We start from the raw sequence: 14,579 nt of genomic DNA on the forward strand, positions 1-14,579 counted from the left end.
CCCGGGACGCGGCCGGCGTGCTCAGGGCACGATGTGGAAATCGATGACGATTTCGCCGGGATTGCGGGCCAGGTACTCGAACTGGATGTTTTCGCCGAAGTGGTTTTTCAGCTGCTGCAGCAGCGGCAGGGGATCGTGGTCGTTGCAGAAGCGCATGGTTTCCCCCGGCTGCAGCGCCGACAGCGCGCCGAAGATGGCGGCATGCCGGAAGCGCTTGGCGATGCCGCGCGCATCGAGGGGGTAGGTGTTTTCTGCGAACATGGGGATAGCGTCGGAAGCCACGGTGCGTCATTCCTGGAGAGATGGGTCGAGCTTCCGATTATAGGAACGCCCTCGGGGAAAACCGGCGGGAACCCTATGCCCAGCAAGGTTGTCCGGCGGTCCCGGGTTAGGTCGCCGGCGTGCCGCCGGTCCGGTCCCGATGGCGTTCCTCCCAGTCTTTCACCGCCTGCTGCCAGGCGCGCCTTTCCTCGGCGTAGGTGTCGAACACGCAGGGCGTGCAGCCGTTGCCGCAGCATTCGTTGAGGTCGGGCTCGACGGGTTCCTCGGGACGGGGATCGTCGGCGGGGCCGTCCGGCAAGCTCATGGGGCCGTCCTCAGACGCAGGCCAGGTTGGCCTGGTTGCTGCGCCGGACGTCCTCGGGGATCTCGATGGTCCGGCCGGACTGGGGCCGGCCGTCGACGAACATCACCAGCTCGCCCGGCTGGAAGGCGGTCCAGGTCTCGTTGTCGGTCAGCGGCTTGGTCGTGATGACCGAGACGCAGTCGCCGCGCGCGTTGGTCTGGGAAAAGTCCACCGACATGTCGGTGTCCACCAGGTGCGCCACCTGGAAAGGCCAGGCGCGCACGATGTAGTACAGGTTCGTGGAGCAGTGCGCCAGCATGCAGCGGCCGTTGGACATCAGGAAATTGAACACGCCGTGGCGCGTCAGGTCGGCCGTCATGTCGGCCACGGCGGCGAACAGTTCCGTGTCTTCCGGCTCGCGGGTGCCGAAACGGGCGCGCAGCCCTTCCATCATGGTGCAGAAGGCCCGTTCGCTGTCGGTCTGTCCGATCGGCAGGTGGTCGCCGCGCAGGTCGGGCTCGAAGTCCTTCAGGTCGCCGTTGTGGGCGAACAGCCAGTGCCGGCCCCACAGTTCGCGCACGAACGGGTGGCAGTTTTCCAGTTCCAGGGCGCCCTGGGTGGCCTTGCGGATGTGGGCGATGACGTTGCGCGACTTGATCGGGTAGCGCTTGATCAATTCGGCGACCGGCGACCGGCAGCAGGGCGCGTTGTCCAGGAAGCAGCGCGACCCCCGGTTTTCGTAGAAGGCGATGCCGAAACCGTCGGCGTGGTGGTCGGTGCCGCCGCCGCGCGCGGCGAACCCCGCAAAGGAAAACGTGATGTCCGTGGGCGTGGCGCAATTCATGCCCAATAACTGACACATGGCAGGCAGATTCCAAGCAAACCGGGGCGGATGCCGCCCCGAATGGTTCATGCCTGAATTGTAGTCTTGCCGGAACGGATATAACCGTCGCTTGGTATGAGAATCGGCGATGAGCTTATGCAGTGTCCTTTCTTCGCCACGAAACGCGACCGGCCGGGGGGCTGGCGCGGCGCCCCGGCCGGTCCCGGTTCAGTCGTGGCGCAATTGCAGCATCGCCTGGCGGTAGCCGCTGGCCGGATAGATCGCCGGCATGGGCGGCTGCTCGGCGACGGGCTCCAGGGCGCGGGTGCCCGCCAGCAGGGCCTGGATCATGGCTTCGATTTCCAGGCGCGCCAGCGGCGCCCCCGGACAGGCGTGGATGCCGGCGCCGTAGAGCAGGTTCAGCGACGGATCGCGGTCCAGGCGGAATTCGTCCGGGTCGCCGAAGACGGCCTCGTCGCGGTTGGCCGAGGCCCAGATCAGCGTGACCCGTTCGCCGGCCGGGATCTGCGTGCCGCCCAGGCGCACCGGACAGGTGGTCGCGCGGCGGTTGGCGATCAGCGGTGCGTGGATGCGCAGGATCTCGTCGTTGGCGGGCCGCACCAGTTCCGGCTGGCTGCGCAGGCGGTCCTGCAGGTCCGGGTGGGACGCCAGGTAGTGGGCGATGATGCCGACGCTGGAGGCCATGGTGCCCAGCTCGCCGACGGTCCAGTTGCGCAGGATGCTGACGATCTCGTCCTCGGCCAGCGGGCGGCCGTTCACGGTCTCGCGCAGCAGGCGCGTGGTGGCGTCGTCCGGCGCCTGGTCGCCGGCGTCGCGGCGGACTTTCAGCAGGGCGCGGATGGTCTCGTCGAATTCGGTGGCCACGGCCGCGATCGCGTGCGCGTCGCCCGAGAGCGTGGCGACGTTCTTCTTGTGGATCCACTGCCGCAGGGGTTCGTGCAGGCTGTCGGGCCAGCCCAGGAAGGCGCACTGCATGCGCAGGGCGAAGGGGTGCGCCAGGCCGAACATGATCTCGACGCGCTCGTTGCGCGGCAGCGCGGCGACCAGTTCCGCGCACAGGCGGCGACAGGCCGGCTCGAAGGCCGCCATGCGCTCCGGGGCGAAGTAGGGCTCGATCAGCCGGCGGTAGGCGGTGTGTTCCGGGGGATCCATGCTGTTGGGCACGGAGACGTGGCGCGACGCCTGGCTGCTGAAGGTCTCGTGGTCCAGCAGGATCCGCATGACGTCGGCGTGGCGGAACACGGAATGGTGCAGGTAGTCGCTGTGGGCCACCGGGCAGCGGCGGCGCATGCGGTCGTAGGCGGCGATCGGGTCGGCGAGGACTTCGGGGGCGCGGGGGTCCCAATCCTGGGGGGTGTTCATGGTGGTTCTTTTGAGGGCCGCACGGGCGGCTTGATATCAGATGTCGAAAACTGTAGCACCGGGTAAACCCTGGGTGTCGCCGTCCGTCCGTGAAACCTGGCTTTATCTCCCATGGCTTTGACTTTTCTCAATCTGCGGGGGTTTTTGCGTGGGTCCGCATCGTCCGCGATGCGGTGATTCCTGTTTTTTGCCCCATAAGCATCTTACCTTGATCGTGGTTGATAATATTACTTATGTAATGCAATGTCAGGCCGCCCGGGTGAACAGCGTCCGCAGTCGGGCCCTGGGCCTGACGCTGTGACCGTTTCGTCCGTCGGGATTTTTCCGGTCTGGCCGGCGCGCGGTGTTCCGGACCACAATGACCATTCTTGTTTGCTGGAGTTCCCGCATCATGTTTGGCCATCACAAGCTTGAGAAGCGTCGGGGTTTGGTGCGTGGTGCGCAACGTGCTACATTATGATCAAATCCTTTCGACACCGGGGGCTGAAGCGCTTTTTCGAGACAGGATCCCTTTCGGGCATTCAAGCCATCCATGCCAGGCGTCTTCGATTTCAGTTGGCTGCGCTCGATACCGCCGTGGTGCTATCCGACTTGGATATTCCAGGGTTCGACTTGCATCCCTTGAAGGGACTCATGAAAGGCCGGTGGGCGATGTCTGTCAATGGAAACTGGCGTGTCACCTTTGAGTTCAAGGACGGCAATGCCTACATATTGGACTATGAAGACTATCATTGATGACAATGCATAATCCCCCCCATCCAGGCGAGTTCATCTCGGCCGTTTATCTGGAACCCAATGGGGTCAGTGGCCGCGAATTGGCGGAAAGTCTGGGCGTGGCGGCTTCCACGCTCAGCCGGGTGTTGAATGGCTCCAGTCGAGTGACGCCCGAAATGGCGCTGCGTCTCTCGAAGGCGGTCGGGCGCAGTCCGGAAAGCTGGCTGGCCATGCAGGATGCGCATGATTTGTGGCTTGCACGGCAGCGGGTCGATCTGCAGGGCGTCAGCCGTCTGGCTTTTGCCGCGTCTTGAAAATCCTCCCGCCAGCCGCATATATATCGCATCTCGGGGCGTATGCGCCCCTTCCCCATAAAGGGCTCCACCCATGCGATTCGACAAACTCACGACGAAGTTCCAGCAGGCGCTCGCCGATGCCCAGAGCCTCGCGGTGCGCCACGACCATTCCTACATCGAGAACGCCCACCTGCTGGCCGCCCTGCTGGCCGATCCGGACAGCGGCGCGGCCAGCCTGCTCGCCCGCGCGGGCGTGGCGGTGCCGCGGCTGCAGACCGAACTGGACCGCCAGATCAAGGCCATGCCCACGGTCCAGGGGGCCGAGGGCAACGTCCAGGTCGGCCGCGAGCTGCAGGCCGCCCTGGCGCGTACCGACAAGGAAGCCGGCCAGCGCGGCGACGCCTACGTCGCCAGCGAACTCTACCTGCTGGCCCTGGCCGACGACAAGGGCGAGGTCGGCCGCGCCCTGCGCGAGGCCGGCCTGCAGCGCAAGGCCCTGGAGGCCGCCATCGAGGCCGTGCGCGGCGGCGCGTCCGTGACGGGCGCCGAGGACGAGGACAACCGCCAGGCGCTGAAGAAATACACCCTGGACCTCACCGCCCGCGCGCGCGAAGGCAAGCTCGACCCGGTGATCGGGCGCGACGACGAGATCCGCCGCACCATCCAGATCCTGCAGCGCCGCACCAAGAACAACCCCGTGCTGATCGGCGAGCCCGGCGTGGGCAAGACCGCCATCGTGGAAGGCCTGGCCCAGCGCATCGTCAACGGCGAGGTGCCCGAGACGCTGAAGGGCAAGCGCATCCTGGCGCTGGACCTGGCCGGGCTGCTGGCCGGGGCCAAGTACCGCGGCGAGTTCGAGGAACGCCTCAAGGCCGTGCTCAAGGAACTGTCCCAGGATTCGGGCCAGACCATCGTCTTCATCGACGAACTGCACACCATGGTGGGCGCGGGCAAGGCCGAGGGCGCCATGGACGCCGGCAACATGCTCAAGCCCGCGCTGTCGCGCGGCGAACTGCACTGCGTGGGCGCCACCACCCTGGACGAATACCGCAAATACATCGAGAAGGACGCCGCGCTGGAGCGCCGCTTCCAGAAGGTGCTGGTGGACGAGCCCGACGTGGAATCCACCATCGCCATCCTGCGCGGCCTGCAGGAACGCTACGAACTGCACCACGGCGTGCAGATCACCGACCCGGCCATCGTCGCGGCGGCGGAACTGTCGCACCGCTACATCACCGACCGCTTCCTGCCCGACAAGGCCATCGACCTGATCGACGAGGCGGCGGCGCGCATCCGCATGGAAATCGACTCCAAGCCGGAAGTCATGGACCGGCTCGACCGGCGCATCATCCAGCTGAAGATCGAGCGCGAGGCCGTCAAGAAGGACAAGGACGAAGCCTCCGAACGCCGCCTGAAGGCGATCGAGGACGAACTGGAATCGCTGCAGCGCGAATACAACGACTACGAGGAAATCTGGAAGGCGGAAAAGGCCGCCGTCCAGGGCTCGCAGGCCGTGAAGGAGGAAATCGACCAGGTCCGCGCGGAAATGGCCGAACTGCAGCGCAAGGGCCAGTACGACAAGCTCGCCGAGCTGCAGTACGGCCGTCTGCCCGAACTGGAAGCCCGCCTGAAGGCGGCGGAATCCGCGCCCAAGGCGGAAGAGGCCGGCAAGCCGCGCCTGCTGCGCACCCAGGTCGGGGCCGAGGAAATCGCCGAGGTCGTGTCGCGCGCCACCGGCATCCCCGTGTCGCGCATGATGCAGGGCGAGCGCGCCAAGCTGCTGGGCATGGAAGCCGTGCTGCACGAGCGCGTGGTGGGCCAGGACGAGGCCGTGCGCCTGGTGTCCGAGGCCATCCGCCGCTCGCGCGCCGGGCTGTCGGACCCGAACCGTCCGTACGGCTCGTTCCTGTTCCTGGGGCCGACCGGCGTGGGCAAGACCGAGCTGACCAAGGCGCTCGCCCGCTTCCTGTTCGATTCGGACAGCCACCTGGTGCGCATCGACATGAGCGAGTTCATGGAAAAGCATTCGGTGGCCCGCCTGATCGGCGCGCCCCCGGGCTACGTGGGCTACGAGGAAGGCGGCTACCTGACGGAAGCCGTGCGCCGCAAGCCCTACAGCGTGATCCTGCTCGACGAGATCGAGAAGGCCCACCCGGACGTGTTCAACGTGCTGCTGCAGGTGCTCGACGACGGCCGCCTGACCGACGGCCAGGGCCGTACGGTGGATTTCCGCAACACCGTGGTCATCATGACCTCGAACATCGGTTCGCAACACATCCAGAACATGGCCGACCAGCCCTACGAGGTCGTCAAGGAGGTCATCCGCGATGAGCTGAAGACGGCGTTCCGGCCGGAATTCCTGAACCGCATCGACGAGATCGTGGTCTTCCACGGCCTGGACGCCACGCACATCGAGCCGATCGCGCGCATCCAGTTGAAGCGCCTGGCCGAACGCCTGGCGCAGCAGGAAATGCGCCTGGAGGTGTCCGACGCGGCCGTCACGGAACTGGCCCGCGCGGGCTACGACCCGGTGTTCGGCGCGCGGCCCCTGAAGCGCGCCATCCAGCAGTACGTGGAAAACCCGGTGGCGCGGCTGATCCTGGAAGGCAAGTTCGGGCCGCGCGACGTGGTGCCGGTGGACTGGGACGGCGAGAAGTTCGTGTTCGAGCGCACCTTGCAGTAAGCGCCCGGCGTTCCGGGTCCGCGCAGCGCCGGACTGCCCTCCGTGCGTCGCGTCCATTCCGGGACGCGGCGGCCGGGGAGCGGTCCGGCGTTTTCATTTCGCGCCGCGGTGGTGCCTCGGTCCCCGGCTTTCAGCGAAGCAGGAGGACCGCCAGGACACCCAGCGCGAGCAGGATCAGGACGATGCCGGACATGCGCTCCAGCCAGGGCAGGGACCGCGCGAAGCGCCGCAGCACGGCCCGGTTGCCGATCATGGCGGCCACCAGCACGTCCCAGACCAGCACCGCGCCGAACATCCAGGCGCCGTAGAACGCCTTCCAGCCGGCGCTCGCGTGCGGGCCGGTCAGCAGCGCGGCCAGGCTGGCGTAGAACAGCGCATTCTTCGGGTTGAGGATGCCGGAGAGAAATCCCATGCCGGCGGATCTTCGCCAGGCGGCGGAAGAGCAGCCGGGTCGGGCCGTCCGGCCGTCCGGCAGGTCCAGGCGGCCGCGGCCCGCGTGGCGGACGAACAGGACGCCCAGGTACAGCAGATAGGCGCAGCCGGCCGCTTGCAGGCCGATGAACAGGGGGCCGTTGGGCCGCAGCGCGGCGGTGCCGGCGAACGCGGCGACGATGAACACCCCGTTGGCCAGCGCGATGCCCGCGCAGGCGCCGCTGGCGACACGCCAGCCGGCGGACAGGGAGGTCCTGGCGATCAGGAAGAAATCGGGGCCGGGGGAAAGCAGCGCCAGGAAATGCGCCGCGGCGATGATCAGGAATTGCTGCATTCGGAGCACATGCGTGTTTTTCCGCAGTGTGCCGGTGCGCGCGCGTTCTGTATTGAAGGAAATTGCGGCCGCGCCGCGCTTTCGGGGCGGCCCGGCCCGGCATCAGGCCCGGAAGCGGCCGGGCGTCACGCCCGCATAGGCCTTGAAGACCCTCTGGAAGTGCGCTTGGTCCGCGAAGCCCAGCTGCAGCGCGACTTCCGCGATGCCGGCGCCTTCCCGGATCCGTTCGCGGGCCAGGTTGACGCGCTGGTTCAATTGCCAGGCGTGCGGCGTCATGCCGGTGACGGCCCGGAAGGCGCGGATCAATTGGTAGCGGCTCATGTCCGCCAGGCGCGCCAGTTCTTCCAGGGGCGCGTCGCAGTCCGGGGCAGCGCGCAGGCGGTCCAGGGCCGGCCGGAGCCTCCCGGCCAGTCTCGACGGGACGGCCGGCGCCTCGATGCGCAGGCCCACGCCGGCGTCGGTGTCCCCCAGGAATTCGATCAGCGCCGATTCCTTGCCGCGCGGGTCGGCATTGGAGAACAGCAGCGCGTTGAGCCGGCGGAAGCGTTCATAGGTCTCCGGTTCCGTCGAGATGCGCACCGGCTCGGTCCCGTCCAGGGCGGTCTGGACGTATTCCCGCCGGACGGCGCGCAGCCAGGCGGCGTCCAGGTGCAGCATCTGGTAGCTCCAGGCGGTGCCGGGGACCGGGTTGCAGGCATGCACGCGTTCGGCCGGCACGAACACCAGCGTGCCGGGGCGCAGCGTGACCGGGCCGTGGGCGGCGCCGGTGAACAGGCTGCGGCCCTCGTCCACCGCGCCGATGGAAAAGGTCGGATGGCGATGCGGCACGTAGCAGGCGCGGCTGTGGCACGCCCGGCGGCTTTCGACGAAGGGCAGGGCTGGATCGCGCCAGAACGATGCGGAGGCATCGCGGCGAGGAACGGCGGGAGAGGGCCTGGTTTCCGGTGCGTTCATTGCATTTCCCCCTGCTCGATCGGGCGCAGGCGCCGCGAGAGGGGCAGGGGCGGGGACGGGGCGCGTCCGGCCGGCGAGGGTTCGACCGGCGCGGATTTGGCTGGGGTGGGTCTGGCCGGCGAGGGTCTGACTGGCGTGGGTCTGGCTGACGTGGCTTCGGACAACCACCTGGTGCGCATCGGCATGAGCTCGGTGTTCCGGGGGTGGCGCCCCCCGGAAGCGCATCAGGCGGTCACGTAGAAGGCAATGCCTTCGTAGCTGAAATAGCCGCTTTGCATCACGGCTTCCTTCTCGGCGATGTCCGCCGTGTAGAAATGGGTACCGGATTCGGTATTCAGGAAGCGGTAAAGCGCCGTCGTGCCGTCCGCCTGGGTGCCGTAGGCATTGAAGGCCCGCCCTTCGTACTGCCAGGCCCCGCCGATTTCCATGAGATGACGGGCCTCGTCCGCTCCGGCGGTGTAGAAATGGTCGCCCGTGGCCTGATTGTAGAAACGCTGCACGGCCACGGTGTCCGCATCGGGAATGCCGGCCCCCTCCACGCTCCGGCCAAAACCCACGCCCTCATAGACGAAGCCGTTCATCCGGGTGACGGCCGTGGCTTCGTCGTTATTGGACGTATAGAAATGCAGGCCCAGGCCGGCATTGTAAAAACGGTAGACCGCCGGGGTCAGATCGTTCAGATCGCCCCCGGCACCGTTGAAATTGGCGTATTCGATATTGATCAGCGTATCGGTGCCATCCCGGCCCGCCGTCATGTCCACCACCGTGTATTCCCGGCTGAACACGTCGTAGCTCAGGTCGTAGCCGGGCAGCGCCCCGCTGAACATCGCGCTGTCCTGCCCGGCCCCGCCGTCCAGATGGTTGTCGGCGGAATTCCCTATCAGCACGTCGTTGCCCGCGCCGGCCACGGCGTTTTCGATGAGGGTTGCCTTGGCGATGGCGAGATTGTTGGTCATGCCGTTGACGGAAGAATACTGGCCCGGGTTCAGATCGATCAGGCTGTCCGTCCCCCAGCCGCTGAGGTTTATTGTGTCCACTCCGCCTGCATCGTAAATCGTCAGGATGGGATGCTGGTTGATGGAAAAATCGTAAATCTGCGCCAAAGGACCCTGGATGTTGGAACCGAAGCCATAGACCGTATTGCCTTCCCGGGTAGTGGTGTCGGCCCCATACAACCGCTGGATCACCATGATGTCGTTGACCATCGGAGTCTGGGGCGAATACCCCTCGCTGCCGATGTCGGATGCGAACCAATCGCCCCAGGCCACCAGGCCCTTGCCCCCATTCATGCCGGGGCCGTAATACGACATGATCGACAGCATGTCGCTGTCCTGGTAGGACGACGGACCATTATCGTCCTCGCCGTTGTAATCGCCCATGTGGTTCAAACCCAGCGCGTGGCCGATTTCATGCAAAAAGGTGACGAAGCCGTCTTTGCCGATCTCCGGAGATTGAAGAAGGTCTTCCTTGGAGGAAAACCAGACCGTGCCACCAGAGACGGCGAAGGCATAGCCGTCCGTACTGGACGTATTGCTGAGCATGATATCGGCGTCATGCACGGACCCCTGGACGATGTCGCGGGCGATCAGGTCATCCCACAGCATCATGGCCAAATGGACCAGGGGCTGCTGCGCCGTGTTCAGGGGCGAAAACCCGGCGAAATGTTCGGCTAGATCCGGGTCAAACACGCTGCTGGACTGGGGAAAGGCATACGTGATGAGCGAACTGGTCCACGTGCTGCCGGAATTCATCTGATCGAAGACTTGCTGGTCGGTCCATTGAGGAAGGGCCATGTCCACGCTCCTGTTGAGTTATGACACTGCTGTAAAAAAGGTTACTGTCCGCTCATTCTACAGATGAACCGGGTGCCCGGGCGCCCATCGGGCGTTGCCTCGAAGGGCGGGGCGGGATCGCGCCGGCACGCAGCGAAGGCATCGCGGCGCACGGCGGGAGGGGAGGCGGGAGCCCGTGCGTTCATTGCGTCTCCGCCTGCCGGATCCTGGGCAGGTTCAGCTCGATCCAGTCGGCCAGGGTCCGCACTTTCTCGGCCGCCTCGCGGCCCAGCGGAGTCAGGCTGTATTCGACGTGGGGCGGCACGACCTCCAGGGCGGTGCGCAGCACCAGGCCGTCGCCTTCGAGCCACTGCAGGGTCTGCGCCAGCATGCGCTCGCTGACCCCGCCGATGGCGCGTCGCAGTTCGCTGAAGCGGTGCGTTCCGCCTTCCAGGACGATCAGCACCAGCACGCCCCAGCGGCTGGTGACGTGCTTGAGCACCTCGCGCGAGGGGCAGTCGGCGGCCAGCAGGTTGCCGGGGCGCAGGCGCTGCGACAGGGACAGGGGCGGGGACGGGGCGCGTTCGGCCGGCGCGGGTTCGGCAAGCGTGGATCTGGCTGGGGCGAGGGGCTTCGTGGTCATGGGCGGATGATTGCGCGGGGAGGGAGGCAGTCGGCGGGAATGGAACAATACTAACATTTCTGTGCGTACTTACTAAAAGTTTGTTCATGGGGTAGAGTGACGTCACCCTCCGATCTTCATGTCGCTCTTCACTTTTCACGTCACCCTTTTTTTCAAGGACGCACCCTCATGACCATTGCCATCACCGGCGCCACCGGCCAGCTCGGCCGCCTCGTCATCCAGCACCTGAAGACCCGCGTCGCTCCCGACCGCCTGCGGGCGCTGGCGCGCACGCCCGCCAAGGCGGCCGACCTGGGCATCGCGGTCCGCGCAGCCGACTACGACCGGCCCGCGAGCCTGGCGCCGGCGCTGGCGGGCGTGGACGCGCTGCTGCTGATTTCCTCCAGCGAAGTCGGCCGCCGCGCCGCGCAGCATCGCCATGCGATCGAGGCGGCCCGGGCGGCGGGCGTGCGGCACATCGTCTACACCAGCCTGCTGCATGCCGACGTCTCGCCGCTCAGCCTGGCGGACGAGCACCGCCAGACCGAGCGGATGCTGAAGGACTCCGGCCTGGCCTGGACGATCCTGCGCAACGGCTGGTACACCGAGAACTACATGGGCGCCATGGCGGGTGCGCTGGCGGGCGGCGCGCTGGTCGGCAGCGCCGGCCAGGGCCGCATCGCCTCGGCCGCGCGCACGGACTACGCCGAAGCGGCCGCCGTGGTGCTGGCCGGCGCCGGCCACGAGGGCAAGACCTACGAGCTGGCGGGCGACACCGCCTACACGCTGGACGAACTGGCCGCCGAGATCTCGCGCCAGGCGGGCCGCACCATTCCCTACCGCAACCTGCCCGAGGCCGATTACGCCGCCTTGCTGGCAAGCCATGGCCTGCCTGCGGAACTGGCCCGGGCGATCGCCGGCTGGGACGTCGATGCGTCCCGGGGCGCACTGTTCGACGACGGCCGCCAGCTGTCGTGGCTGATCGGCCGGCCGACGACCCCGCTGGCCGATTCCGTGGCGGCGGCGCTGAAGCAGGCCTAGGGCGAAACGCCTGGGTCGCTCCCGGCGTTCCAGCTGATCGGCGCCATCGCCGGATTGCGCTTCAGGCTGCGGTGGACGCAGGCCAGCAGCGCCAGGCACAGTCCGATGCACGCCAGGTTGGTGCCGGCCCATCCCAGCCCCTGCAGCAGCAGGGCGGGCAGGAAGGCGCCGGCGGTGGCCATCACGGAAAGGCCCAGGTCGTTCAGGCCCTGCACCTCGATCGCATGGGGCTGTTCCCCCAGCACCCGGGCGAGCAGGGCGCTGCCGCCCACGTAGGTGAAGTTCCAGCCCAGGCCCAGGACCACCAGGCTGGCGACCAGCATGGCGTAGCCGTCGGACAGCAGGTTCAGGACGCTGGCGGCGATCAGCAGGAGGATGCCGCCGGCGATCACCGCCCTGAGCCCGAGGCGGCCGATGATCGCGCCGGTGAAGAAGGACGGCGCGAACATCGCCACCACGTGCCACTGGATGGCCGTGCCGACCGCCGAGAAGTGCATGTGCAGGCCGGCCATGTGCAGCGAGGCCTGCACCATCAGCAGGTTCATGATGCCGTAGCCCAGCGCGCCCACGGCGATGGCCGCCCCCAGGGCGGGCGAGCGCCGGACGGCGCGCCAGGCCGCGCCCGCATGTCCGTCCGCTCCGCCATGCCCGCCCACTCCGGCATATCCGTCCGCACCCGCTTGTCCGTCCGCTCCATCACGCCTGTCCTCCCCGGCATGCCCGTCCGTCCCCACATGCCCGCCCCCGGCCGCCGGAAGCCGCGCGGCGCCGGGCGCTTCCCGCACCGCTAGATGGACCAGGAATGACAGCAGCGCCAGGCCGGTGAAGGCGGCGTAGCACAGCGCGAAGGGCGCGTAGCCGGCCACGTCCTTCAGCCGGTCCGCCAGCAGCGGGCCGGCCAGCGCCGCCAGGACCCCGCCCGCCACGACCAGCGAGATGGCCCTGGGCTTGAGCCGCGCGTCCAGGCCGTCGGTGGCCGCGAAGCGGTTGAAATTGGCGAAGGCGATGTAGCTGCCCAGCAGCGCGTGCGCCACGATCAGCAGCGCGAACGAGCCCCGGTCCACGGCCAGGTAGCCCGCCGCGCCCGACAGCGCCAGGGGGAGGGCCGCCAGCAGGAACGCCGGCTTGCGTCCGATGCGTTTCATCAGCCGGGAGGCGGGCACCGTCATCAGCATCACGCACAGGAACTGGAAGCCGTAGGGCACGGTGGACAGCCAGAGGCTGGGCGTCAGCGACGCCCCCACGATGGCCGCCATCGCCACCGACATGACGGCGGTGGTCAGGTTGATGGATTGCGCCAGGAAATACAGGTAGGTGGCGAAGGGCAGTTTCGAGCTCATCGGGCCGCGTCCGGTTGCATGTCGTCGGAACGCATTGTGTCATCCGGCGCCCGCCCCGCCGGAAACACCCGTGCGCTTTTCCCGTAAACTGTTCGGGTTTTTTTCCTGACAGTTGGGCGGGCCGTGATGGGCTTCTACGACGACATCCGGGCGGACCTGCTGGCGGGCCGGTGGGAACGGGGCCAGCGGCTGCCTTCCATCCGGGCCATGGCGGCGCAGCGGCGGGCGAGCCTGCACACGGTGGTCAGCGCCTATGGCCGCCTGGTGGGCGACGGCCTGCTGGAGGCGCAGCAGGGCCGCGGCTATTTCGTGGCGGTCCAGGGTCCCCTGGCCGCGCCGGCGGCCCCCGCCGTGGAGCCGGCCCTGCCGGACGATCCGCTCTTCAGGCTGCTGCAGGCGCCGCCCGGCAGCGTCGTCAAGCTCGGCTGCGGCTGGCTGCCGCTGCCCTGGCGCGACACCGACCTGCTGGCGCGCGCCATCCGCCGCACCGCGCGGCTCGGCCGCAGCGGCCTGGTGGAATACGGCGACATCCAGGGCTACGTGCCGCTGCGCCAGCTGCTGTCCGCGCATCTGCGCCAGGCGGTGCGGCTGGATGCCGCGCCGGCGCAGATGATCACCACCCTGGGGGCCACGCAGGCGCTGGACCTGGTGGCGCGGCACCTGCTGTCGCCCGGGGACCGGGTGCTGGTGGACGAGCCGTGCAACGGCAACCTGGTGCGGCTGATCCGGCTGTGCGGCGGCGAGCCGGTCGGCGTGCCGCGCCGGCAGGACGGCCCCGACCTCGGCTTTCTGGACGAGGTCCTGGCGCGGCACCGCGTCCGCGCCTTCTTCTGCAACAGCACCTTCCATAATCCGACCGGCGCGGGGCTGACGCCCCAGGCGGCCTTCGGCGTGCTCAGACGCGCCGTGGAGCACGATTTCCTGATCGTCGAGGACGACGTGTACGGCGACTTCCATCCCGGCGGCCGCCAGACCTTCGCGGAACTGGACGGCTTGGAGCGCGTCGTCTACATCGGCAGCTTTTCCAAGTCTCTTTCGGCCTCACTGCGGATCGGCTACCTGGCCTGCCCGCAGGACCTGGTGGCGCCGCTCGTCCGCCTGAAGCTGCTGACGAGCGTGGCGGTGCCCGGCTTCTGCGAGCGCTTCGTGCACACCATCCTGGCCGACGGCACCTACCTGCGGCACGTGCGCGCCATCCAGCGGCGGCTCGCCACGCAGCAGCAGCTGACGCAGAAGGCGCTGCGCGAGCGGGGCTGGCGCTTCGAGGTCGCGCCCGCCGGCGGCATGTTCCTGTGGGCCGGCCATCCGGACCTGCCCGACCTGGCCGGATTCATTGAGGGCCTGGAGAAAAAGGGCATCCTGCTGCTGCCGGGCCCGGCGTTCGCCGTGACGGCCGATTACCGCGCCATGACCCGCATCAACGCCGCCCATTTCTCGCCCGAGCTGGCGCGGGCGTTCCGGGTGTAAGGGGCGGCGCAGAGAGGTTTTAACCCCCGTCGCATGACGTCAATCGCCGTGCTCACTCCCCGGGGCGCTGTTGGAGCGCACTTTCACCTTTCCGGCGAAGCCGCCAAAATGCGACCTGCGCCCCGGGGAGTGAGCGCGACGATGAGCTATTAC

General features: G+C 67.8%; 14 protein-coding genes. 5 read left to right on the top strand and 9 right to left on the bottom strand.

Annotated features, from left to right (window positions below; all coding sequences use genetic code 11):
* Positions 1 to 21 precede the first annotated feature (21 nt).
* The 4 genes from BN940_RS07685 to BN940_RS07700 all read right to left on the bottom strand — a co-directional run bounded on the left by BN940_RS07685 (position 22) and on the right by BN940_RS07700 (position 2,771).
* Positions 22 to 261, bottom strand: a complete 240-nt coding sequence (locus BN940_RS07685) for a DUF2249 domain-containing protein (protein ID WP_043681763.1) — start codon at positions 259 to 261, stop codon at positions 22 to 24.
* Positions 262 to 388: 127 nt separating this feature from the next.
* Positions 389 to 586 (bottom strand): oxidoreductase-like domain-containing protein, encoded by a 198-nt coding sequence (locus BN940_RS07690; RefSeq protein WP_043681765.1) that lies wholly within the window; start codon positions 584 to 586, stop codon positions 389 to 391.
* 10 nt (positions 587 to 596) lie between these two features.
* Complete coding sequence (locus tag BN940_RS07695) at positions 597 to 1,427, bottom strand: class II glutamine amidotransferase (protein ID WP_043681767.1); 831 nt, start codon at positions 1,425 to 1,427, stop codon at positions 597 to 599.
* A 189-nt stretch (positions 1,428 to 1,616) separates the two neighbouring features.
* Complete coding sequence (locus tag BN940_RS07700) at positions 1,617 to 2,771, bottom strand: cytochrome P450 (RefSeq protein WP_043681770.1); 1,155 nt, start codon at positions 2,769 to 2,771, stop codon at positions 1,617 to 1,619.
* Positions 2,772 to 3,227: 456 nt separating this feature from the next.
* Here BN940_RS07700 and BN940_RS18445 point away from each other — a divergent pair, with 456 nt between their 5' ends.
* From BN940_RS18445 to clpB, 3 genes are all read left to right on the top strand, one after another.
* Positions 3,228 to 3,506, top strand: coding sequence for a type II toxin-antitoxin system RelE/ParE family toxin (locus BN940_RS18445; RefSeq protein ID WP_084330573.1), 279 nt, complete (start codon positions 3,228 to 3,230; stop codon positions 3,504 to 3,506).
* Positions 3,506 to 3,799 carry a HigA family addiction module antitoxin gene (locus tag BN940_RS07710; RefSeq protein ID WP_043681776.1) on the top strand — a complete coding sequence of 98 codons (294 nt, stop codon included), beginning with the start codon at positions 3,506 to 3,508 and terminating at the stop codon, positions 3,797 to 3,799. Before BN940_RS18445 ends, BN940_RS07710 begins: the two co-directional genes overlap by 1 nt.
* A 73-nt stretch (positions 3,800 to 3,872) precedes the next feature.
* Positions 3,873 to 6,464, top strand: coding sequence for an ATP-dependent chaperone ClpB (gene clpB / locus BN940_RS07715; protein WP_043681779.1), 2,592 nt, complete (start codon positions 3,873 to 3,875; stop codon positions 6,462 to 6,464).
* 130 nt (positions 6,465 to 6,594) lie between these two features.
* On the opposite strand, the gene BN940_RS07720 is transcribed toward clpB, so the two are convergent.
* From BN940_RS07720 to BN940_RS07735, 4 genes are all read right to left on the bottom strand, one after another.
* Complete coding sequence (locus tag BN940_RS07720; RefSeq protein WP_043681782.1) at positions 6,595 to 7,230, bottom strand: LysE family translocator; 636 nt, start codon at positions 7,228 to 7,230, stop codon at positions 6,595 to 6,597.
* Positions 7,231 to 7,332: 102 nt separating this feature from the next.
* A complete protein-coding gene (locus tag BN940_RS07725; protein ID WP_043681786.1) occupies positions 7,333 to 8,184 on the bottom strand; it encodes a helix-turn-helix transcriptional regulator in 852 nt (283 codons plus the stop codon).
* Positions 8,185 to 8,408: 224 nt separating this feature from the next.
* The gene (locus BN940_RS17870; RefSeq protein ID WP_052355691.1) at positions 8,409 to 9,977 is read right to left on the bottom strand and encodes a M10 family metallopeptidase C-terminal domain-containing protein; all 1,569 of its coding nucleotides are present in this window, start codon (positions 9,975 to 9,977) and stop codon (positions 8,409 to 8,411) included.
* A gap of 181 nt (positions 9,978 to 10,158) precedes the next feature.
* Complete coding sequence (locus BN940_RS07735; RefSeq protein WP_084330574.1) at positions 10,159 to 10,599, bottom strand: winged helix-turn-helix transcriptional regulator; 441 nt, start codon at positions 10,597 to 10,599, stop codon at positions 10,159 to 10,161.
* Positions 10,600 to 10,767: 168 nt separating this feature from the next.
* Here BN940_RS07735 and BN940_RS07740 point away from each other — a divergent pair, with 168 nt between their 5' ends.
* Entirely contained in the window at positions 10,768 to 11,619 is an 852-nt protein-coding gene (locus BN940_RS07740; RefSeq protein ID WP_043681789.1) for an SDR family oxidoreductase, read from the top strand.
* Here BN940_RS07740 and BN940_RS07745 read toward each other — a convergent pair.
* Complete coding sequence (locus BN940_RS07745) at positions 11,616 to 12,959, bottom strand: MFS transporter (RefSeq protein ID WP_084330575.1); 1,344 nt, start codon at positions 12,957 to 12,959, stop codon at positions 11,616 to 11,618. The genes BN940_RS07740 and BN940_RS07745 overlap by 4 nt on opposite strands.
* A 126-nt stretch (positions 12,960 to 13,085) precedes the next feature.
* Here BN940_RS07745 and BN940_RS07750 point away from each other — a divergent pair, with 126 nt between their 5' ends.
* The gene (locus BN940_RS07750; protein ID WP_043681792.1) at positions 13,086 to 14,426 is read left to right on the top strand and encodes an aminotransferase-like domain-containing protein; all 1,341 of its coding nucleotides are present in this window, start codon (positions 13,086 to 13,088) and stop codon (positions 14,424 to 14,426) included.
* Positions 14,427 to 14,579: the final 153 nt, after the last annotated feature.

The organism is Castellaniella defragrans 65Phen, assembly GCF_000612685.1.
Lineage (GTDB): Bacteria > Pseudomonadota > Gammaproteobacteria > Burkholderiales > Burkholderiaceae_B > Castellaniella > Castellaniella defragrans.